The sequence below is a fragment of the Streptomyces sp. NPDC048172 genome (genome assembly GCF_043202595.1).
GTDB lineage: Bacteria > Actinomycetota > Actinomycetes > Streptomycetales > Streptomycetaceae > Streptomyces.
In genome coordinates this window covers 26,585-45,588 of the sequence record NZ_JBIDAT010000018.1, presented here as the reverse complement: position 1 = coordinate 45,588, position 19,004 = coordinate 26,585, and the positions used below count along the sequence as shown (strand labels likewise).

Annotated in this window: 19 protein-coding genes; 12 read left to right on the top strand and 7 right to left on the bottom strand. The window is 72.0% G+C overall.

Annotated elements, in window-relative coordinates; translation table 11 throughout:
* Positions 1–97 precede the first annotated feature (97 nt).
* Together ACGF3A_RS43285 and ACGF3A_RS43280 are read left to right on the top strand one after the other, a co-directional pair.
* Positions 98–649: a PadR family transcriptional regulator gene (locus ACGF3A_RS43285; RefSeq protein WP_393736890.1), complete on the top strand. Its 552-nt coding sequence runs from the start codon at positions 98–100 to the stop codon at positions 647–649.
* Positions 650–713: 64 nt separating this feature from the next.
* Positions 714–1,564, top strand: a protein-coding gene (locus ACGF3A_RS43280) for an IS5 family transposase (protein WP_393736759.1) whose coding sequence is annotated in 2 segments (ribosomal slippage) — positions 714–1,065 and positions 1,065–1,564 — 852 coding nt in all. Because the reading frame shifts where the segments join, the coding sequence is not laid out codon by codon here.
* A 15-nt stretch (positions 1,565–1,579) separates the two neighbouring features.
* Here the strand turns inward: ACGF3A_RS43280 and ACGF3A_RS43275 are convergent.
* Positions 1,580–2,389 (bottom strand): alpha/beta fold hydrolase, encoded by an 810-nt coding sequence (locus tag ACGF3A_RS43275; protein WP_393736757.1) that lies wholly within the window; start codon positions 2,387–2,389, stop codon positions 1,580–1,582.
* Positions 2,390–2,450: 61 nt separating this feature from the next.
* Between ACGF3A_RS43275 and ACGF3A_RS43270 the strand changes: the two genes are divergently transcribed.
* Complete coding sequence (locus tag ACGF3A_RS43270; RefSeq protein WP_393736755.1) at positions 2,451–2,798, top strand: MerR family transcriptional regulator; 348 nt, start codon at positions 2,451–2,453, stop codon at positions 2,796–2,798.
* Positions 2,799–2,814: 16 nt separating this feature from the next.
* On the opposite strand, the gene ACGF3A_RS43265 is transcribed toward ACGF3A_RS43270, so the two are convergent.
* Entirely contained in the window at positions 2,815–3,201 is a 387-nt protein-coding gene (locus ACGF3A_RS43265) for a MerR family transcriptional regulator (RefSeq protein WP_393736753.1), read from the bottom strand.
* A gap of 245 nt (positions 3,202–3,446) precedes the next feature.
* Here ACGF3A_RS43265 and ACGF3A_RS43260 point away from each other — a divergent pair, with 245 nt between their 5' ends.
* Complete coding sequence (locus ACGF3A_RS43260; RefSeq protein WP_393736751.1) at positions 3,447–4,253, top strand: aminotransferase class IV family protein; 807 nt, start codon at positions 3,447–3,449, stop codon at positions 4,251–4,253.
* 26 nt (positions 4,254–4,279) lie between these two features.
* On the opposite strand, the gene ACGF3A_RS43255 is transcribed toward ACGF3A_RS43260, so the two are convergent.
* Positions 4,280–5,812, bottom strand: a complete 1,533-nt coding sequence (locus ACGF3A_RS43255; protein ID WP_393736749.1) for a hypothetical protein — start codon at positions 5,810–5,812, stop codon at positions 4,280–4,282.
* A gap of 70 nt (positions 5,813–5,882) precedes the next feature.
* On the bottom strand, positions 5,883–7,514 hold the full coding sequence (locus ACGF3A_RS43250) for an MFS transporter (protein WP_393736747.1): 1,632 nt from the start codon (positions 7,512–7,514) through the stop codon (positions 5,883–5,885).
* 119 nt (positions 7,515–7,633) lie between these two features.
* Here ACGF3A_RS43250 and ACGF3A_RS43245 point away from each other — a divergent pair, with 119 nt between their 5' ends.
* The 4 genes from ACGF3A_RS43245 to ACGF3A_RS43230 all read left to right on the top strand — a co-directional run bounded on the left by ACGF3A_RS43245 (position 7,634) and on the right by ACGF3A_RS43230 (position 11,183).
* Positions 7,634–7,771 (top strand): hypothetical protein, encoded by a 138-nt coding sequence (locus ACGF3A_RS43245; protein WP_393736745.1) that lies wholly within the window; start codon positions 7,634–7,636, stop codon positions 7,769–7,771.
* Between the two features lie 70 nt (positions 7,772–7,841).
* On the top strand, positions 7,842–9,113 hold the full coding sequence (locus ACGF3A_RS43240) for a sensor histidine kinase (RefSeq protein WP_393736743.1): 1,272 nt from the start codon (positions 7,842–7,844) through the stop codon (positions 9,111–9,113).
* Positions 9,110–9,820, top strand: coding sequence for a response regulator (locus ACGF3A_RS43235; protein WP_393736741.1), 711 nt, complete (start codon positions 9,110–9,112; stop codon positions 9,818–9,820). The genes ACGF3A_RS43240 and ACGF3A_RS43235 overlap by 4 nt, the downstream gene beginning before the upstream one ends.
* A 133-nt stretch (positions 9,821–9,953) precedes the next feature.
* Complete coding sequence (locus ACGF3A_RS43230) at positions 9,954–11,183, top strand: alpha/beta hydrolase (RefSeq protein ID WP_393736739.1); 1,230 nt, start codon at positions 9,954–9,956, stop codon at positions 11,181–11,183.
* Positions 11,184–11,271: 88 nt separating this feature from the next.
* On the opposite strand, the gene ACGF3A_RS43225 is transcribed toward ACGF3A_RS43230, so the two are convergent.
* Positions 11,272–12,648, bottom strand: coding sequence for a Fic family protein (locus ACGF3A_RS43225; protein ID WP_393736737.1), 1,377 nt, complete (start codon positions 12,646–12,648; stop codon positions 11,272–11,274).
* A gap of 136 nt (positions 12,649–12,784) precedes the next feature.
* On the opposite strand from ACGF3A_RS43225, the gene ACGF3A_RS43220 reads away from it, so the two are divergent.
* The 3 genes from ACGF3A_RS43220 to ACGF3A_RS43210 all read left to right on the top strand — a co-directional run bounded on the left by ACGF3A_RS43220 (position 12,785) and on the right by ACGF3A_RS43210 (position 14,305).
* A complete protein-coding gene (locus ACGF3A_RS43220) occupies positions 12,785–13,162 on the top strand; it encodes a helix-turn-helix domain-containing protein (protein WP_393736735.1) in 378 nt (125 codons plus the stop codon).
* A gap of 29 nt (positions 13,163–13,191) precedes the next feature.
* On the top strand, positions 13,192–13,800 hold the full coding sequence (locus ACGF3A_RS43215) for a hypothetical protein (protein ID WP_393736733.1): 609 nt from the start codon (positions 13,192–13,194) through the stop codon (positions 13,798–13,800).
* A gap of 154 nt (positions 13,801–13,954) precedes the next feature.
* Positions 13,955–14,305 (top strand): DUF2516 family protein, encoded by a 351-nt coding sequence (locus ACGF3A_RS43210; RefSeq protein ID WP_393736888.1) that lies wholly within the window; start codon positions 13,955–13,957, stop codon positions 14,303–14,305.
* Between the two features lie 26 nt (positions 14,306–14,331).
* On the opposite strand, the gene ACGF3A_RS43205 is transcribed toward ACGF3A_RS43210, so the two are convergent.
* Both ACGF3A_RS43205 and ACGF3A_RS43200 read right to left on the bottom strand, forming a co-directional pair.
* Positions 14,332–15,741 carry a PP2C family protein-serine/threonine phosphatase gene (locus tag ACGF3A_RS43205; protein ID WP_393736886.1) on the bottom strand — a complete coding sequence of 470 codons (1,410 nt, stop codon included), beginning with the start codon at positions 15,739–15,741 and terminating at the stop codon, positions 14,332–14,334.
* Positions 15,742–16,244: 503 nt separating this feature from the next.
* The gene (locus ACGF3A_RS43200; protein ID WP_393736731.1) at positions 16,245–17,318 is read right to left on the bottom strand and encodes an NlpC/P60 family protein; all 1,074 of its coding nucleotides are present in this window, start codon (positions 17,316–17,318) and stop codon (positions 16,245–16,247) included.
* A gap of 466 nt (positions 17,319–17,784) precedes the next feature.
* Between ACGF3A_RS43200 and pstS the strand changes: the two genes are divergently transcribed.
* Positions 17,785–18,909 (top strand): phosphate ABC transporter substrate-binding protein PstS, encoded by a 1,125-nt coding sequence (pstS, locus tag ACGF3A_RS43195; protein ID WP_393736729.1) that lies wholly within the window; start codon positions 17,785–17,787, stop codon positions 18,907–18,909.
* Positions 18,910–19,004 lie beyond the last annotated feature (95 nt).

Below are 19,004 nucleotides of genomic sequence, written 5' to 3'. Positions count from 1 at the left end.
GTTCGCCGGGGTGTTGGCGCATGCCTCGCGCGCCCAATATCTCGCTGAGACTATACATAGATGGCGAGGTATAGCGATCGTGAGGGAAGATACCCGGGTGTTGGAGCTGGCCATTCTGGGATTCCTGTACGAGCAGCCGCTGCACGGCTACGAGCTGAAGCGCCGGGTCGCGCATCTCACCGGTCATGTGCGCCCCATCGCGGACGGGACGCTCTACCCGGCGATCAAACGGCTGGAGCGCGCGGGCCTGCTCGACCGCAGGACGGAGCCGGGCGCCCGGGCCGCGCCCCGGCACACGCTGACGCTGACCGCCGAGGGCCGGGCGGAGCTGCGCCGCAGGCTGAGCGAGGCCGACGACACGGACATCAGCGACGAGAACCGCTGGTTCACCGTGCTCGCGTTCCTCCGCCACCTCGACGGGCCGCCCGAGCAGGCGGTCGTGCTGCGCCGCCGTCTGACCTTCCTGGAGCAGCCGAGCAGCTTCTTCTACGAGGGCGAACGTCCGCTGCTCGCCGAGGAGATCGAGGACCCCTTCCGGAAGGGGCTACTGAGGATCGCCCGCGCCACGAGCGAGACGGAGCTGCGCTGGCTGAAGGCCGTGCTGAAGGTGCTCGACGACGTCTCGCGCGACGGGGCGACGGAGCGCTGAGCCGGGCCGGGCCGCCTAGGACCTGTCCTGTCGATCAGGGCTGGTGGCGTGGTGGACTGGATGGATGGTCGGTCGTGGTGAGTTAACGGATCGTGCGTGGGCGCTGATTGAGCCGTTGCTGCCGGTCTCGAACGGCAGGTCGGGCCGGTGGCGTGATCACCGTCAGGTGATCAACGGGATCCTGTGGAAGCTGCGCACGGGTGCGCCGTGGCGGGATCTGCCCGAGCGGTACGGGCCGTGGAAGACCTGTCACGAGCGTCTGGCCCGCTGGAGCGCGGATGGGACCTGGGACAAGATCCTGGCGGCGGCGCAGGTCAAGGAGGACGGGACGCCGGTCGAGTGGGTCATCAGCGTCGACTCCACGATCGTGCGGGCCCATCAGCATGCGGCCGGGGCGCGGAAAAAGGGGGCGCGGTCCCGGCCACCGCGACCGAGGCCATCGGCCGGTCCCGGGGCGGACTGACCACCAAGATCCACCTTGCGGTCGACCGCCGCGGCCGGCCCCTGTCGATCCTCCTCACGCCCGGGCAGGCCGGGGACAACCCACAGCTGCTGCCCGTGCTGGACGCGATCCGTATCCCCACGCCCGGGCCCGGACGCCCGCGCAAACGCCCGGACGTGCTGATCGCGGACAAGGGCTACGCCCACGACTCGACCCGTGCCCTGCTGCGCCGACGCGGGATCACCCACGTCATCCCCGAGCGCGCCGACCAGATCGCCCGCCGGGCCGCCCAGGGCAGCTCGGGCGGACGGCCACCGGGCTTTGACCCAGCGCTCTACCGCGAACGCAACGTCGTGGAACGCTGCTTCAACCGACTCAAGCACTACCGCGACCTGGCCACCCGCTACACCAAACGCGCCGTGATCTACCGCGGCAGCCTCGTCCTCATCGCCGCACTCATATGGCTCCGATGATCGACAGGACAGGCCCTAGGCGTTCTGGTCCGCAAGAAAACGGCGTACGTGCGTCAGCCACTCCGCCCTGTCGGCCTCGTCCAGGACGTGGGCGCCGCCGGGGAGTTCGAGGAGCGTGGATCCGGCGATCCCCCGGGCGAGACTGCGCGTGCTCTCCGGGAGCACCAGCCGGTCGCCGGTCGGCACCGCGACCAGGGTGGGCACGCGGACGTGGGCGAGGTCGTCGCGGACGTCGACGCGGGTGATCAGTTCGAAGTGCGCGGGCATCCCCTCGGGCATCCCCTCCAGGACGCCGGTGACGGCCTCCTCGACGTCCTCGGGCGACATCGCGGCGAGTTGGCTGTCGGAGAGTACGGAGAGCGTGGCGAGCCGGGCCACCGCGCGCCGCTCGCCCGCCTCCGTGAGGGTGGCGATGAGCCGCGCCGCGCCGTCGAGCACGGGGTCGGCGACGGCGAACCCCGCGGTGAGGACGAGGGCCGTCACGCGGTCCGGGTGCCGGGTCGCGGTCCGGACCGCCACGGCGCTGCCCAGCGACTCGCCCAGGACGGCGAACCGTTCGTGCCCGCGCTCGACGGCCGCGGCGACGAGGCTGTCGGCGAGCGCGTCGAGGTCGAGCGGCGCGTCCGGGAGGGGCGTGCGGCCCACTCCGGGGTAGGACGGGCCGATCAGCGCATGGTCCCGTGCCAGATCGTCCAGAACGAGACCGAAGTTCCCCTCGATCCCGCCGCCCGCGCCGTGCGCGAGGAGCAGCGCGGGGCCGCTTCCGCGCGAGAGGACGTCGAGCTCGTACCGGTGGGGCTGAAGTAGTGCCTGGTCAGTAGCCATGTCCAGCACGCTAAACTCCGACATCGGTGTCAGAGTCAAGCCGCCGAAGGGGATGGTTTCGTTGCGGATGAAGGAGATGGCTCACCGTTCCGGTGTCCATGAACGTTCGCTGCGCTACTACGAGCAGCAGGGCCTGCTCACGCCCGAACGGCTGCCCAGTGGCTACCGCGAGTACAGCGAGGCGGACCTGGAGACCGTGCGCCGCATCCGCTGCCTGCTGACGGCCGGGCTGTCGACCGCCGTCATCGCGCAGGTCCTCCCCTGCATCCGCGACGACGACGGACGCCTCGCGCCCACGTGCCCCGATCTCGTGGGGCAGCTCCGTTCCGAGCGGGAGCGCATGACCCGCGAGATCGAGGCCCTGCACACCTCTCGCGCGCTCCTCGACACGGTGCTCGACGCCGCGTGACGCCCCGCCGACGCCCTCAGCTCGCCCTCGCGGCAGGAGGCCCAGGCTCGGTCGGGGGCTCGGGCTCGCCCAAGTAGCCCGCCAGCGCGCGGCGGTTCCGCTGGAGGTCGTCGATGCGCGCGTCCGTGGCCGCCAGTTCGCGCCCGAGGACCTCGCGCAGGTCCACGCACATCTCGATCTCGGGCCGCTCGCCCCGCACGCACGGCAGGATGTCGCGGATCAGCTCCGTGGACAGGCCCGCCTCCAGCAGGGCCCGCACCTGGCGCACGGCGAGGAAGGCGGCCTCGTCGTAGTGCCGGTAGCCGTTCGCGCCGCGCCGGACGGCCAGCAGGCCCTGCTCCTCGTAGTACCGCAGCAACCGCGTGCTGACCCCGGTGCGCCGGGACAGTTCTCCGATCAGCATCTGGCCCTCCCCGTTCGCCGGTGTCATCGGTGTCATTGGTGTCATCGGTGTCCGGCTTGACCTTCTCACCGGTGTGAAGCCATAGCGTCGGCGCCGTGAACGGGATTCCGCGAGGAAGGCCCGTTCCACCCGTTCCGCCCCACACCGATTCCGACCGTACTGGTTCCGACCTGGATCGTCTCCATCGGCATCATCCATCTCGTACCGGTTCCGAACCGTACGGTCCCGTAGCGCAGGAGCACTCCATGACTTCGTACGTCGTTCAGCGCGACAGCCGGGCCGCGACCGCCGAGGAGCTGGGCCCGCTCGCCTTCGCCGGGTACGCGCACTTCACCGCGATGCAGGTACGAGGGGGCCGCGTGCGCGGGCTCGACCTCCATCTGGAGCGGCTGCGTTCGTCCTCGGTCGAGCTGTTCGGCCGGGCGCTGCCGGACGAGCGCGTGCTGTCCGAGCTGCGTACGGCCCTGGCGGCCGGACCGGACGACCTCTCGCTGACCGCGACGGTGTACTCCCCCGCGGGCGAGTTCACGGCCACCGACCCCGCCGCCACCGAGCTGGACGTCCTCGTCCGTACCGGCCCCGCGGCGAACGGTCCCGAGGGCCCGCTCTCCCTCGCGGCCGTCCCGCACGAGCGGGCGGTCCCGGAGATCAAGCACGTGGGCGAGATCGCCAAGACGTACTACCTGCGGCAGGCCGTGGCGGACGGCTTCGACGACGCCGCGTTCCTCGACAGTCGCGGACGGTTCAGTGAGGCAACGATCTGGAACCTTGCCTTCTGGGACGGAACGTCCGTGGTGTGGCCCGAGGCCGCGATGCTGGGCGGCACGGCCATGGCCATCGTCCGCCGGCAGCTGGACCGGCTCGGCGTCCCCCAGCTCACGCGGGAGGTCACGCCCGCCGACCTGCCCGCACTCTCCGGCGCCGTCGTCCTGAACTCATGGACGCCGGGCGTCCCCGTCCACCGCATCGCCGACGTCCGGCTCCCCGAGGCCCGGTCGTTCGTGGACCTGCTCCACCGCGCGTACGAGAACGAGCCCCTGACCGCGCTGTGAGCGGGCCTTCGCCGCACACCCGGCGGTCAGCCCTTCGCCCCTCCCAGTCCGGCCACCGCCCACTTCGCCCGCGTGGACAGTCCACTCAGGGCCTTGGTCGAGCTCTTGGCGATCGTGCGCAGGAGGAGGCGGCAGTACGCCATCGTCGAGCGGGCGAGCTCCGTCTCGCCCGCCTCGACCGCGGCGAGCGTCAGTTCCAGGTGCTGCTCGGTGATCAGCGCGCCGAGGCGGCGACGGTGCCAGGTGGAGACCGTCTCGTCCGGCGGGGGTCCGACCATGTCCTCGCCGACGATGCCGACCGCCGCCCGCGCACGCCCCAGCGCGCGTTCCGCGCGGACGAGGTCGCCCTTGAGACGTTCCAGACGGGCCAGGACGTACGCCTCCGAGGCCCGGTCCCGCGCGGTGTCCTGGAGGGAGAGGAGGTTGAACTGGGCGCGGGCGGCCTGGGCGTGGTCGCCGAGGCGCTCCAGCGCGCGGCTCAGCCCGCGCAGCCGGTCCGGATCCGGGCCGGTGTCGTCCAGCAGGCGGATGAGCTCGACCCGGGCGTTCTCGACGCGTCCCTGCTGGAGGGCCAGCTCGATCCAGGTGAACGGGTCCTCCGCCGCCGCGTCCTGATCCCCGGCCCCGGCCCCCGCACGGGCCCACTCCACGGCCCCCGCCGCATCGGTGACCTGCCCGTACGTGGCCTTCCGCAGGAGCGGAACGTCCTCGTCCCGCCCGTGCCGCGCCACCAGCACCGCGGCCAGCCGCCAAGCGGTGGCCCGCTCGGCCCGCTCGCCCCGCTCGGCGTCCTCGCGCTCCAGCAGGAGCCGCAGCAGCGGCAGATCGCCGTCCCGGCGGTCGTGCCACGCCGCGCGCAGCATCCCGGCCCGTAGCACCGGGTCCGCCAACGCCTCCCGTACGCGAGGCTCGTCCGGAATCTGAGCGGGTCCCTGATCAATGAGCTGCTCAGGGATCTGTTCACGCAACCGTTCCAGCGCCGCCCGGCCCGGCGCGAGGACGAGCTCGCGGAGGGGCTGCCGGTAGGGCTCCTCCAGTTGGTACGCGCAGAGTTCGGACGAGTTGAGAAGGAGATGATCCGGCTCGGTACGTCTGGTCGCGGCCTCGTCCATGGCGACGAGTTCCGCGAGCGGCCGTTCCGCCGACAGCCCCAGTCCGGCGAGCAGCGCCGCCCGTTGCGCGTCCAGGTCCGGCGCGAACTCCTCCCGCGCCTCGGCGTCCCCCGCGCGCACCGCTGCGCGCAGCCCCTCCTCGTCCAGTTCGGCGGAGACCTCCTCGCACCACCACGGCAGCCGTACGAGGATCTCCAGCGCCTCGGTGACGCTCTCGGCGCACAGCGACGCGTGCCCGTCGGAGGACGCGTGCAGCACCGTCCGGCCCCCGCACAGGAAGTACGTACCGCCGGTGTCGTCGCCCGCGATCGGTTCCAGGGACGCGCCGGAGGCGAGGTGGACCTCCTCGACGTGGTACGCCCGTTCGACGTCGAAGTTGAACGGAAATGCGGCCAGTTCGGCCAGATCAGGGCGCGTACGCAGCAGTTCCAGAACGCGATCGGTCATACGACCGCACCTTAACGACCTGCCCTGTCCTGCCCTGCCCGGCCCGGCCCCGCACCGTCGGCTCGGAGCCTCAGAGCGCCGGTACGCCCGTGGCCGTCTCCGCGGGCTTCGCCGTCTCCACAGGCTCCACAGGCTCCACAGGCGCCCCGGACCCCATCGGCTCCGCAGATCCCTCAGCCCCCGTCGGCGGCACCCGCCGCAGCCCGGTCACCGCCAGGACCGCGATCCCCGCGACGACCACGGCGCTGATCAGCGCCGCGACGGTCATCCCGTCGGCGAAAGCGGCGTGCGCCGCGCCCAGCAGTTCGTTCGCGGCCGTTCCGGGCAGCTCCTCCGCGGCCGCGGACGCTCCGGCCAGCGTGTCCCGCGCGGCGTCCGAGGCTCCCTCGGGCAGAGCCTCCGCAGGCAGCGCGTGCGCGATCCGCTCGCGGTAGACGGCCGTACCCGCGCTGCCCAGCACCGCGACGCCCAGGGCCACGCCCAGCTCCGTGCTCGTCTCGCTGATCGCCGAGGCCGCGCCCGCCTTCTCCGGCGGGGCCGAGCCGACGATCAGGTCGGTGCCGAGCGCCATCACCGGGCTGGCGCCGGTGTAGACGAGCACGAAGCCCGCCACCAGCAGCCCGACCCCGGAATCCGCGCCCACCTGGGTGAGCAGCAGGTAACCGGCCGCCGAGACGCCCAGGAACGCCCCGATGACGGTGCCGGGCCGGTAGCGGCGGGCCAGCACCGGTGCCACCAGCGACGCGAGGACGAGCGCGCCCGCGGGCGGCAGCAGCCACAGCCCGGCCTCAAGGGCGGACTTCCCGGCGACGAGCTGCAGGTACTGGGTGACGAAGAGGTAGATGCCGCCCACGGTCAGCGTGCTGAGCAGCAGCACCACCAGCGCGCTGCTGAACACCCGGTCGGCGAAGAGCCGCACGTCCAGCAGCGGGGAGTCCAGCCCTCGCTGCCTGCGTACGAACCACACCGCCGAGCCGAGGCCCACGGCGAGCGGGGCCAGCGCGCCGGCGCCGAAACCGTGCGACAGCTCCTTGATCCCGTACGTGAGAGGGAGCAGCGCGGTCAGCGACAGCAGCACGCTGGGCAAGTCCAGCCGCCCCGGCGCCGGATCGCGGGACTCCGGGAGCAGCAGCGGGCCCGCCACCAGCAGTACGGCCATCACCGGCACCCCGAGCAGGAAGACCGAGCCCCACCAGAAGTGCTCCAGCAGCACCCCGCCGACGACGGGTCCGAGCGCGATGCCGACCGAGAACATCGTGGCCCATACGGCGATGGCCAGGCCCCGTTGCCGGGCGTCCCGGAAGAGGTTGGTGATCAGCGAGAGCGTGGACGGCATCAGCGTGGCACCGGCGATGCCCAGCACCAGCCGGGCGGCGATCAGCAGTTCGGGCCCGGTCGCGTACGCGGCGGCGACGGACGCGACGCCGAACGCGCTCGCCCCGACGAGCAGCAGCCGACGCCGCCCGATACGGTCGCCGAGCGTGCCCATGGCGACCAGGAACCCGGCGATCATGAACCCGTAGATGTCGATGATCCAGAGCATCTGACCGCCGCTCGGCCGCAGGTCAGCGGCGAGATGCGGCACGGCCAGGTGCAGTACGGAGATGTCGAGGGCGAGCAGCAGCGTGGGCAGGGCCAGCACGGCGAGCCCGGCCCACTCGCGCGGCCCGGCTGTGTTGCGGGCGTTCGGTTCGGCGGACATGGAATTCCCCTTCGGCGGACGGGAGTCGCAGTAGGCCGCGGTACCTCGCGGTACGTCGCGGTAAGGGGACCCACACTCACGCCGGGCCCTGTCGGATTCCGCACGATCCACTGACGGTCGTGACAGCGCTGACAGCGCTGACGGCCCTGACGGCCCTGACGGCCCAGCACCTCAGCCGCGCCCTCGTACCTGAGAGCCAGACCGGCGGACCAGGACAGCTCCGCGGAGGGAGGCAGGCCGGCGGATCCGCCGCGTAGGTTCGGTGGTCCGGAACGGACGTCCGGACCACCGAACCCGGCAGTGAACAAAGTGGACAATACTGAGCACATGGACAGGGTCGGCAGGGCGAGCGAGTCGAGCGGGGAGGCGGAGCGGGGAGCGCTGCGCGCCGTACGCGAAGACCTGTTCCCGTCGGCCCCGCAGCCCGTGCCGCCCATGAACGGGCCGTGGCCCCTGCGGTGGCTGCCGCATCTCGCGGTCGCCGGGCTGGCCGCCCTCGTGGCGTACTCCGGCACCGAGGACATGTCGGTGCGCCCCCTCGGGGTGTTCCACGCGGCGCTGCTCGTGGCGGGGCTGCTCGTGCCGCTGCCCGCCTGGTGGCTGTCGCTGGTGATGCTGCCGGTGTTCTCGCTGGGTCAGTCCCTCTCGCCGTACGGGGGATGGGCGTGGGCCGTGCACACCGGGCTGCTCTTCCTCGTCGCGCTGCGCAACCCGCCCCGGGTGCTGGCCGGGACCGTGCTGATGAGCACGGCCCTCCTCCTCGGCCTGCAGCTGTACGGGGCGTTCCCCTGGCGCTTCATCCTGATCATGCTGGCGCTGTTCGCCGTGACCGTGGCCGCCGCGACCGGGGTACGCGCGACGCGGGAGGTCCGCGCCCGGCTCGCCGCGCAGGAGTCGGCCCTCGCCGACGAGCGGGCGCGCCGCACGGTCCTGGAGGAGCGCGCCCGTATCGCGCGCGAGCTGCACGACGTGGTCGCGCACCACATGTCCGTCATCTCCATCCAGGCGGACGCCGCCCCGTACCGGGTCGTGGACCCGCCCGAGCAGCTGGTCACGGCGCTGGCCGACATCCGCGCGGGCGCCCTGGAGGGCCTCACCGAGCTGCGCCGTCTCCTGGGGGTGCTCCGCTCCGAGAACGGGCCCGACGGCATTTCCCTCGGGCCCGAGGCCCCGCAGCCCACCCTGGACCGGCTCGACGACCTGCTCGCCGGGGTGCGTACGGCCGGGCTCGACGTCACGGCGGAGGTCTCCGGGGAGCGCCGTCCGCTGCCCGGGGGCGTGGAGCTGTCGGCGTACCGCATCACGCAGGAGGCGCTCAGCAACGTCCTGCGCCACGCCCCCGGCGCCACGGCCCGCGTCGAGCTGCAGTACGCCCCGTCCGCCCTCCGGCTGTGCGTCCGCAACGGTCCCGCGCGGCAGTCGGCGCCGCCCTCGCCGGGAGCGGGCCACGGCGTCCTCGGCATGCGCGAACGCGCCGCGGCGCTCGGCGGCGAGCTCTCCGCCTCCCCCTCCCCCGACGGCGGCTACGAGGTCACCGCCCTGCTGCCGGTCCCCGCCGCCCCGGCCGCCGCTCGGACAGACAAGGAACGATCCGCATGACGATCCGTACGACGGCCGGTACGACGACCGGTACGACGGTCCGCGTGATGATCGCCGACGACCAGGCGATGGTCCGCGAGGCCTTCTCGGTGCTTCTCGACGCCCAGCCCGGCATCACGGTGATCGCGACCGCCGTGGACGGCGTGGAAGCCGTCGCCAAGGCCGAGGAGCTGCGGCCCGACGTGATCGTCATGGACATCCGGATGCCGGGGCTGAACGGCATCGACGCCACCGGCCGGATCGCCCGGAACCCCGGCCTGTCCACCAGGATCCTGGTCCTGACCACCTTCGATCTCGACGAGTACGTGTACGAGGCGCTGCGCGCCGGTGCCAGTGGCTTCCTCCTCAAGGACGCCTCCGGGGTCCAGCTGGCCGAAGCCGTACGCACGGTGGCCGACGGCGAGGCGCTGCTGTCCCCCGAGATCACGAAGCGGCTCATCACCGAGTTCTCCCGGCTGAGCAGCCCGACGAGGCCGCCCACCCAGGTGCGGATCGACGAGCTCACGAACCGCGAGACCGAGGTGCTGACCCTCGTCGCCCAGGGGCTGTCCAACGCGGAGATCGCCCGGGAGCTCGTGGTCGCCGAGCAGACCGTCAAGACCCACATGGGCAGCATCCTGCAGAAGCTCCAGCTGCGGGACCGTACCCAGGCCGCCGTCTTCGCCTACGAGACGGGCCTGGTCGCCCCCGGCGGAACGAACCTGTAACCCCCGGGGAGGGGACGCGGAAGGGCGCGGAGCCCCTCCGCGTCTCTCACGCCCTCCCTACCTGAGAGCCACGCCGGGGAATGGCTCCGCGGCGTGAGGCGCGAGCGGATGCCCGGTTTCTACCGTTCCCGCCATGACCACTCACAGAAGCCCCGCCGCACCGGTCGGCAGGACCGTCCGGATCCTGCGGGTCACCTCCGCCGTCCTGGCCTCGTTCCTCGCGTTCCTGGTCCTCGCCGTCGTCCTCGGCGCGTACGTCCCGGCCATCCCCAAGGCGGGGGTGATCGGCCCGGTCCTCGGCGGGCAGTACCCGTTCCACATAGCCCTGATCGCCCTCGTCGCGGCCGTCCTCGCCGCGCTGGCCTGGCGCGGCGGCCTGGTGCGGTGGGGGCGCGTGGTCACCGTCGTCACGACGCTGTGCGCGCTGGGTGCGCTGGTCATCGGCGGAGTGCAGTTCCGAGCCGCACAGAACGCCGGGGCGGACGTCTCCTTCGGCCAGGTGTTCACCGAACCCGCGTACCCGGCGACGGAGCCGGACACGACTCGTACGTACGCGAGCCCCGAGGGCGAGCCGCTGCGGGTGGACGCGTATCTGCCGTCCGAGAAGGAGGCCGGCAAGGCGGGCAAGGCAGGCAGGACGGGCGAGAAGGCTCCGGCGGTCGTGCTCGCCCACTCCGGCGGCTTCCACACCTTCGACAAGAGCGACCTGCGCGGCACCGGCCGCTGGCTCGCCGACCACGGTGTCGCCGTCTTCGCCGTCGACTACCGGCTGGCCCGCTCCGACCGCCCCACCTGGAACAAGGCCCCTCAGGATCTCGTCTCCGCCCTGAGCTGGGTGCGGAAGAACGCCGACGAGTACGGCGTCGACCGCTCGCGGGTCTCGCTCGGCGGCATGTCGGCGGGCGGCACCCTGGCGATGAACACCGCCTACCGCCTCCACAACGGCACGATCGAGGCCGCCGACGGCGCCACCCCCGAGCCCCCGGCCTCCGTGATCGGCTTCTACCCCGGTACCGACGTCCGCCAGATGTGGAAGGACGACGTGACGGGGACCCGCGAGGCGGCGGAGCTGTTCACCGGCGGTACGCCGCAGGAGCACCCGGACCGCTACCGCGAGGTGTCCCCGACCGGCGACGTCCGCGCGGGCCTGCCCCGCACCCTGCTCGTGGTCGGCGACCGCGACCGCAGCGCCCGCCCCGAGACCGTCACCGGCTTCGGCGACGCACTCAGGAGGAAGGGCGTCGACACCGAGATCAGGGAACTCCCCTTCGCCGAGCACGCCTTCGACGACGCGTACGGGAGCCTCACCTCGCAGACCAGCCGCCAGATCCTGCTCGACTTCCTCACCAAGGACACGCGCTGACGCACGGCACGCTCCAACTCCTCCCGCGCGGCAGGAAGACCCCGTTGCTCGACGGCCCGAGCAGGGCCAGCCCCGGGCTTGCGTCCCGCTAGGAGTCGGGGGAGCCGCTTCTGCGCCGGGTCTCCGCGAGGTGGACGTCGACGTACCGCGTGAGGATCTGTGCGTCCTGCCCCTCGTCGGCCTGGAAGGTGACGCGGCGCAACAGACTGACCCCGTCGAGCGCGACGCCCTCGCGGGCGAGGACGAAGACGAGGGCGAGGAAGGCGGACCGGGCGTTGCCGTCGTCGAAGGGGTGGAAGAAGCACACGTCGAGATACGCACGTGCGGCCCGGGCCGTGAGCGGAACGGGCCGCTCGACGTGGCGCGCGCTCTCGGCCAGGCAGGCGTCGAGGCGGGCCCGGGTGTCGGGGCCGATGCCATAGCGTTCCCGGCCTGCCTTGGCGAAGGCCGGGAGGCTGCGGAACGGCGGGGAGTGCGGTGCGCCGAGAACATGCCGCTGCCAGCCCTGGAGCAGCTCGAAGTCGAGCGTGGCGCCGCGCGCCGCATCGGCCCGCAGCCGCTCCAGGGCGGCAAGCATTCCGCGTGCCCGGGCGGGGTCCAGAGCGCCGTCGAAGGCGCGTATGTCGTCCGCCGCCCCGTCGTGGGCCGGGGTCACCGGATCGTCCCCGCCTCCGTCCGGAAGCTCCTGCCATGCCACGGTCCCGCGCACCGCGAGCCAGCGGCGAAGGTGGTCCGGCTCGGGCGGCCCGGCGGAGCGTGCGTCGCCGTCGTCCGGCCGCAGCGACAGCGCGAGCTGCTCGGCGACGTCGTCGACCAGCACCGTGTCGGGGCCCGTCCAGCTCGCGAACCGTCCGCCGACCGCCTCCTCGACCAGTTCCCGCGCGCGGTCGGGCGCGACGCCCCAGCGGCTGAGGAACCAGCCGAGCACCTGACGGCAGTGCCCGTGCCAGCCGCTGCCGCAGCCGGTACGGTCGGCCACCTGCACGATCAGGTTCCGGGCGGCGTTCTCCCACAGGATCCGCTGGTCCTCGACGCCGACCAGGTCCAACGGGTGCGCGTCGAACCACCGAGCGAGGCTTTCCAACCACTCGCGCCACTCGCACAGCGCCGCCACGGCACGGTCGAGCGTCTCCTCGGGGGTGGTGATCGAGTCCCTCGGGCAGTACCAGTTCCCGACGGGTCCTCCGTCGAAGTCGCCCTCGTCGTGCGACCAGCGCCAGCCCACGGTCCAGCGGCCGTAGTGCTCGGCGAGGGCGTGCGACATGGCGTCGGCCCAGAGCTTTGCCTCGCCCCAGCTCCAGTCGTTCATGGCCGGGTCGCCTGCGGGGAGGTCGGGGCGGCTGGGCACCCTCCGGGCGGGCCCGAGCGACCGCACCACTCGCGGTGCTGACGCGCTGTCGAAGAGATGCCGGTCGGGATCCACGTCATCCCAGGCCAGGAAGCCGGGGGCCAGCTCGACAATCACCGCGCAAGCCTGCCCGTCCGCCCGACGGCGGTTCAAGCGGATTACGCATGCGGATTACGCATCAGGGATTCCCCTTAGGGGAACACTTGCAAGCGCCTTGCTTGCAAAAGTTAGCAACGGGGTGCACCCTGGGGGCATGGCCTCTCTCAATGTGGGGAACCTCGGCGAGTTCCTGCGGGAGCAGCGGCGGAGCGCGAAGCTGTCGCTGCGTCAGCTCGCGGACGCCGCCGGGGTCTCCAATCCGTATCTGAGCCAGATCGAGCGGGGCCTGCGGAAGCCGAGCGCCGAGATCCTCCAGCAGTTGGCGAAGGCACTGCGGATCTCGGCCGAGACGCTCTACGTCCAGGCCGGGATCCTCGACGAGCGCGACCGCGAGGACCTGCTCCAGGTCCCGGCCGCGATCATGGCCGACCCGTCGATCAACGATCAGCAGAAGCAGGCGCTGCTCCAGATCTACGAGTCCTTCCGCAAGGAGAACGGCTCCACCGCGGGGGCCACCGAACAGAGCCCGTAAACCGTCCAGTTCACCGGAGGCGCACCCTCATGACCAACGCCAACGACCTGCGCAAGACCATCACCGACCCGACGCCCCTCTACTTCGCGGCGGGCGTCCTCGACAAGATCCGCGAAGAGGCACCGCAGCGCATCGCGGCCGTGCGCGAGACGGACCCCCGCGAGTTCCAGGCCAAGGTCACCAAGCAGGCCAAGGAGACCCAGGCCAAGGTCACCGAGACCCTCGGCGGGATCGACACCGACATCAAGAAGCTGCGCGAGCAGGCCCAGCACCTGGCGCTCCAGAGCGTCGGCTTCGCCGCCGAGTACGCGGTCAAGGCCCGGGAGGCGTACGACGAGTACGCCGTGCGCGGCCGCGAGGCCGTGAAGAACTGGCGCGGCGAGGACGAGGACGAGACCCCGCAGGTCACCGTCGAGCGCGAGCCGGTCAAGGTCGCCGAGCCCCCGGCCGAGGAGCCCACGCCCACGCCCACCACCGCCGGGACCGGGGCTGAGAGCAAGCCCAAGGCCAAGCCCGCCGCAGCGAAGAAGGCCAACGGCACGACCGCCCGTAAGACCACCGCCACCCGCAAGTCGGCTCCGAAGACGGAGCCGAAGTCGGAGTCGGAGCCGAAGTCGGAGCCGAAGACCGACTCGTGACCGCCCGAGGCGCCCGTCGCACCCGTCGCGTCCGGGGCGGCCGGGAAGGGCCGGGCATCGCTCGTGTGCCCGGCCCGACCGCCTCGCACTGGGGTACGGTGGCGGCGACGGGAGCGCCTGACCGCACAGGACCAGGACCAGGAGTGTGAGCACCATGCTGATGGAGGGCTTCGGCACACTGCTTTGGCTGATCACACTCGTGGTGCTCGGCCTCGCCGTGTTCGCCTTCGTCGACGCCGCGATCCGGCGCGAGGACGCCTACCGCGCCGCCGACAAGCAGACCAAGCAGTTCTGGCTGATCATCCTCGGGATCGCGGTCGTCGTGAACCTCGTGCCGATCCCCGGGCTAGGCATGCTGCTCATGCTCGTCGGCCTGATCGCCAGCATCGTCTACATCGTGGACGTCCGTCCCGCGCTCAAGCAGGTCGCGGGCGGAGGGCGCGGTGGCCGCCGCGGCGGCGGAAGCAGCAGCGACGGCCCGTACGGCCCGTTCAACGGCCGGTAATCAGCCGCAGAAGCCCCGGTCGCGGATCAGTCGCGGTCCAGCAGGATCACGGCCACGTCGTCCGTCAGCTCTCCGCCGTTGAGCGCGTGGACGTCGCCCATGGTGGCGTCCAGCAGGGCCTCGCCCCGCGCTCCCTCGGACATCCGGCGGGCGACGATGCTGAGCATCCCCGACTGCCCGAGCCGCTCCCGCGTACGGCCACGGGTGCCCGGACCTTCCGGGCCGCCGCCCGCGGGCGCCTCGGCGCCGATGCGGCCCTCGATCAGCCCGTCCGTGTACATCATCAGGCTCCAGGCGCGGCCCAGCTCCACCTGCCTGCGCGGCCAGCGGGCCTTGGGCAGCAGCCCGAGCGCGGGCCCGCCCTCGTCGTACGGCAGCAGCCTCGGCGCGGCGCCGCCGCTGCCCACGAAGAGCGGCGAGGGGTGTCCGGCGAGGCAGACGCCCGCGCTGCGCCCGTCGGGGGCTATGTCGACCGTGCAGAGCGTGGCGAAGATCTCGTCGCTCGCGCGCTCGTGCTCCAGCACCTTCTGCAGATTGCCCAGCAGTTCGTCGCCGCAGAGCCCGGCGAAGGTGAGCGCGCGCCAGGCGATGCGCAGCTCGACGCCGAGCGCCGCCTCGTCGGGGCCGTGGCCGCAGACGTCCCCGATCATGGCGTGCACGACACCGTCGGCGGTGCGGACGGTGTCGTAGAAATCGCCGCCCAGCAGGGCGCGGGAGCGCCCGGGGCGGTAGCGCGCGGCGAACTTGAGCTCGCTGCCCTCCAGCAGCGGGCGCGGCAGCAGCCCGCGCTCCAGGCGGGCGTTCTCCTGCGCGCGCAGCCGGGACTCGGTGAGCTGCCGCTGGGCCAGGTCGGCGCGCTTGCGCTCGACCGCGTACCGGATGGCGCGGCTGAGGAGGCGGCCGTCGAGCTCGTCCCGGAAGAGGTAGTCCTGCGCGCCGACGCGCACGGCGTCGGCGGCGCGCTCCGCGTCGGCCCCGTCCGTGAGGGCGAGGACCGCGTGGCGGGGCGCGAGGCGCAGCACGTGCCGCAGGATGTCCAGCTCGTCGGCGACACCCGGCGTCAACTCCCGTCCGTCACCGGAGGCGGACGGCTCGGCGCTCTCGGCGGCACCGCTCTCGGCGACGCCGCCGGTCAGCGCGAGGTCGAGCAGGATGCAGTGGACGTCGTCGGTGAGCAGCCGCTGGGCCTCGGTGAGATTGCGCGCGGTGCGCACCCGGACCGGCCTGCCGTAGGCGTCCAGCATCCGGGGCACGCTGACGGGGCCCGCCGGGTCGTCCTCGATGACGAGCAGCGTCAGGCCGCTCGCGGGCTCCCCCGACCCGCCCATGGCCCCACTGACGCCCAGGGATCCCAAGGCGTCCAGAGCGCTCACGGAGCCCGCCGGATCCACGGCGCCCGCAGACCCCACGGCGCCCACGGAGCCCGCGAGACCCATGGACTCCACGAACTCCCCGCGGCCCCTGGCATCTCGCCCCCTGTGATCCATGCGACCCGCACCGTCCGTACCGTCAGCACGGCCCGCACCGTCAGCACGGCCCGCACCGTCTGCGCCGTCCGCACGGTCCATGCCGTCCCCGGCCTCCACGGCTTCCGACGCATCCGCCGGAGCGTCCGCCGTGGCCCTGACGTCCGCGGCGTCCGCCCCGGAGGGCGACGGCGGAAACGCCGTGCTCTCCTGCCGCACGCTTACGGGCATGATGTGTCCTCTTCCCTCCCCCCGAGGGCGCGGTGGCGGGCCAGACGGCTCCGCCACTCGGTCGGCCCGGAAGGGTGTGCGATGGTCGGTTGCACGTCATCCCGGGCTGTCCGAGAGGACCTTAGCGCCCTCGCGCACACGTACGGAATGGCGCGACGGAAAACGCCTCTGGCATATGCCCCCGGTTCAGGGGCAGTTGGTCCGGGCGATGCCCCTTCCGGTGATCGGGTACATGACCAACGTCACTTGTCCGGGCGTACAACCCCCAGGATGGGCATGGTCCCGGCGCCCTCCACGGTGATCTGGCGTCCCGTGCGCGGGGCGTGCAGCAGGGCGCCGTCCCCGACATAGATCCCGACGTGGCTCGCGTCCTTCTTGTAGATGATCAGGTCGCCGGGGCGCATCTTGTCGACCGGGACACGGGGCAGGCTCTTCCACTGCTCCTGCGAGGTGCGCGGGATGCTCTTCCCCGCCGCCTGCCACGCCCTCATCGTCAGGCCCGAGCAGTCGAAGGTGCCGGGGCCCTCGGCCCCCCACTCGTAGTCCTTCCCGATCTGCTTGGTGGCCCAGGCGATGGCGCGCTTGCCCGCCGGGGAGGCATTCCCCGCGGCCTTGCCGAGCTTCTTCATCTCGTCGGATTTCAGCCACTTCGCCTGGGCCGCCCGCGCGGCCTGGCGCTCCAGCTCGCGCAGCCGCTTGCGCTCGGCCTTCGCCAGCCGGGATTCCATCCGCTCGGCCTGCGCTATCTGCGACTTGATCTTCTTCTTGGCGCGGGCCTTCTTCTTCCGGTTGGCCTCCAGCTTCTTCCACTCGTCCGTGGCGCTCTTCGCGTACCGGTCGAGCTTGGTCCTGGTGCTGGTCAGGCTGCCGATGAAGCCGCGCGTGGCGTGCTGGCCCTTGCGGACGAGGGAGACGTCGCGCAGGAAGCTCGCCGGATCGTTCCCCAGCATCAGCTTGGCCTCGTCGGGCATGCCGCCCTGCCGGTACTGGGCGCGGGCCATCGCGCCCGCCGTGTCCTTCAGCCCGTCGAGCTTGCCCTGGGTGTCGTCGATCTTCTTGGCGATCTTGACGATGGCCTTCTGCTGCTTCTTGGCCTTGGCCTCCGCCGCGTTGTACGCGTCCGTGGCGGAGCCCGCCTTGTCGTGCAGCCGCTCGATCTCCTTGCGAACCTGCTCCAAGCCGGGCTTCTTCCCGCCCGGCGGGACGTCCGGCGGCGCGGGCTGCGCGCTCGCGGCGCCGAGCGCGGGCCCGGCCAGCATCCCCATGGCGCACGCCACGACCACCACCGCACGGCGCCCGGTCTCCGGCCTGGTCACCCGCCCCACCCCCAGTTCGTCTGGTCAACCGACTCCGACGCAGCGGATGTTGCCATGTGATCCCTGAAACGAACAGAGCTACGCCTACTCGCGAGTCGGGGCGTGTTTGCACCCGCGGCGCACGTGTGCTGCGACACTTTCCCGCACCCCCGCCCCGCACCCCCTCCCCGCGGGCCCTCCGGAGCCCCGGCCGGACCCCGGCCCGGAGCCCCCGCCCGGAGCCCGCCCGGAGCCCGCCCGGACCCGCGCCAGGCGTATGGACGAGGTTCACCCTGCGTTCACTCAGCTCCGTTGGCCGATTCACCTCTTCTGCCTAATTTCGGCCTTACGCAGAGCGCGCCACCGCCAAGGACGGGAGGTGCGCCGCATACCCAGACAGAACCACGAGACGGCCCCTCCGGGGCCTCACTCCACACCTCGCGCCGCCGCCTCGGTCCGGCGGGCCCCAGGAAGGAACTGAACGAAAGTGAAGCTTCAGCGCACGAACCGGCTCCGCGCCGTCGCGCTCGGCGCTATCGCGGTCTCCGGCGCCCTGGTCCTCACCGCCTGTGGCTCGGACGACAACTCCGGCGGCTCCGGCGGCGACACCACCAAGGCCGCCAGCAAGATCAAGTGTGACGGGGAAGGCAAGCTGCTGGCTTCCGGCTCCAGCGCGCAGAAGAACGCGATGGACATCTGGACGCAGACCTACCAGTCCGCGTGCAGCAGCACCCAGCTCAACTACAAGCCCACCGGCTCCGGCGCGGGCATCCAGGAGTTCCTCCAGGGCAAGACCGCCTTCGCGGGCTCCGACTCGGCCCTGGAGCCGAAGGAGGTCCAGCAGTCCAAGAAGGTCTGCAAGGGCGGTCAGGCGATCGACCTGCCGATGGTCGGCGGCCCGGTCGCGGTCACGTACAACGTGAAGGGCGTGGACGACCTCGTCCTCGACGCCGAGACCCTCGGCAAGATCTTCGACTCGAAGATCACCAAGTGGAACGACGCCGCGATCAAGAAGCTGAACCCGGACGCCAAGCTGCCGGGCACCAAGATCCAGGCGTTCCACCGCTCCGACGAGTCGGGCACCACCGACAACTTCACGAAGTACCTCAACACCGCCGCCCCGGGTGCCTGGAAGCACGAGCCCTCCAAGGCGTGGGCCGGCAAGGGCGGCCAGGGCGCCGACGGCTCCTCCGGCATCGCGACGAACGTCAAGCAGAACGACGGCGCGATCGGCTACGTCGAGCTCTCCTACGCGACCGGCAACGACCTGAGCACGGTCAAGCTGGACACCGGCGCCAAGGAGCCCGTCGAGGCCACCACGGAGAACGCCTCCAAGGCCATCGCGGACGCCAAGGTCGTCGGCAAGGGCAAGGACCTCTCCCTGGAGCTGAACTACAAGACCAAGGCCGAGAGCGCCTACCCGATCACCCTCGTCACGTACGAGATCGCCTGCGACAAGGGCAACAAGAAGGAGTCGCTGAACGCGACCAAGTCCTTCCTGAAGTACACCGCCAGCGAGGACGGCCAGAAGGTCCTCTCGGAGAAGGGCTACGCGCCGATCCCCGACGAGATCATCGCCAAGGTCCGCACCACGGTCGACTCCCTCGCCTGAGGCCTGGTCGCCACATCTGAACCGCAGAACCGCAGAACGGCTCAACCGCTCAACCGCTCGACCGCTGAACCGCCGCTTCCCCGCGACGCGGCCCC

What these genes read in the sequence shown, in the direction of transcription:
- ACGF3A_RS43275 (WP_393736757.1), bottom strand. Translation starts at nt 2,389, where the DNA reads ATGGCTACTGACCAGGCACTACTTCAGCCCCACCGGTACGAGCTCGAC.
- ACGF3A_RS43265 (WP_393736753.1), bottom strand. Translation starts at nt 3,201, where the DNA reads ATGCTGATCGGAGAACTGTCCCGGCGCACCGGGGTCAGCACGCGGTTG.
- ACGF3A_RS43260 (WP_393736751.1), top strand. Translation starts at nt 3,447, where the DNA reads ATGACTTCGTACGTCGTTCAGCGCGACAGCCGGGCCGCGACCGCCGAG.
- ACGF3A_RS43255 (WP_393736749.1), bottom strand. Translation starts at nt 5,812, where the DNA reads ATGACCGATCGCGTTCTGGAACTGCTGCGTACGCGCCCTGATCTGGCC.
- ACGF3A_RS43250 (WP_393736747.1), bottom strand. Translation starts at nt 7,514, where the DNA reads ATGTCCGCCGAACCGAACGCCCGCAACACAGCCGGGCCGCGCGAGTGG.
- ACGF3A_RS43240 (WP_393736743.1), top strand. Translation starts at nt 7,842, where the DNA reads ATGGACAGGGTCGGCAGGGCGAGCGAGTCGAGCGGGGAGGCGGAGCGG.
- ACGF3A_RS43235 (WP_393736741.1), top strand. Translation starts at nt 9,110, where the DNA reads ATGACGATCCGTACGACGGCCGGTACGACGACCGGTACGACGGTCCGC.
- ACGF3A_RS43230 (WP_393736739.1), top strand. Translation starts at nt 9,954, where the DNA reads ATGACCACTCACAGAAGCCCCGCCGCACCGGTCGGCAGGACCGTCCGG.
- ACGF3A_RS43220 (WP_393736735.1), top strand. Translation starts at nt 12,785, where the DNA reads ATGGCCTCTCTCAATGTGGGGAACCTCGGCGAGTTCCTGCGGGAGCAG.
- ACGF3A_RS43215 (WP_393736733.1), top strand. Translation starts at nt 13,192, where the DNA reads ATGACCAACGCCAACGACCTGCGCAAGACCATCACCGACCCGACGCCC.
- ACGF3A_RS43210 (WP_393736888.1), top strand. Translation starts at nt 13,955, where the DNA reads ATGCTGATGGAGGGCTTCGGCACACTGCTTTGGCTGATCACACTCGTG.
- ACGF3A_RS43205 (WP_393736886.1), bottom strand. Translation starts at nt 15,741, where the DNA reads ATGGGTCTCGCGGGCTCCGTGGGCGCCGTGGGGTCTGCGGGCGCCGTG.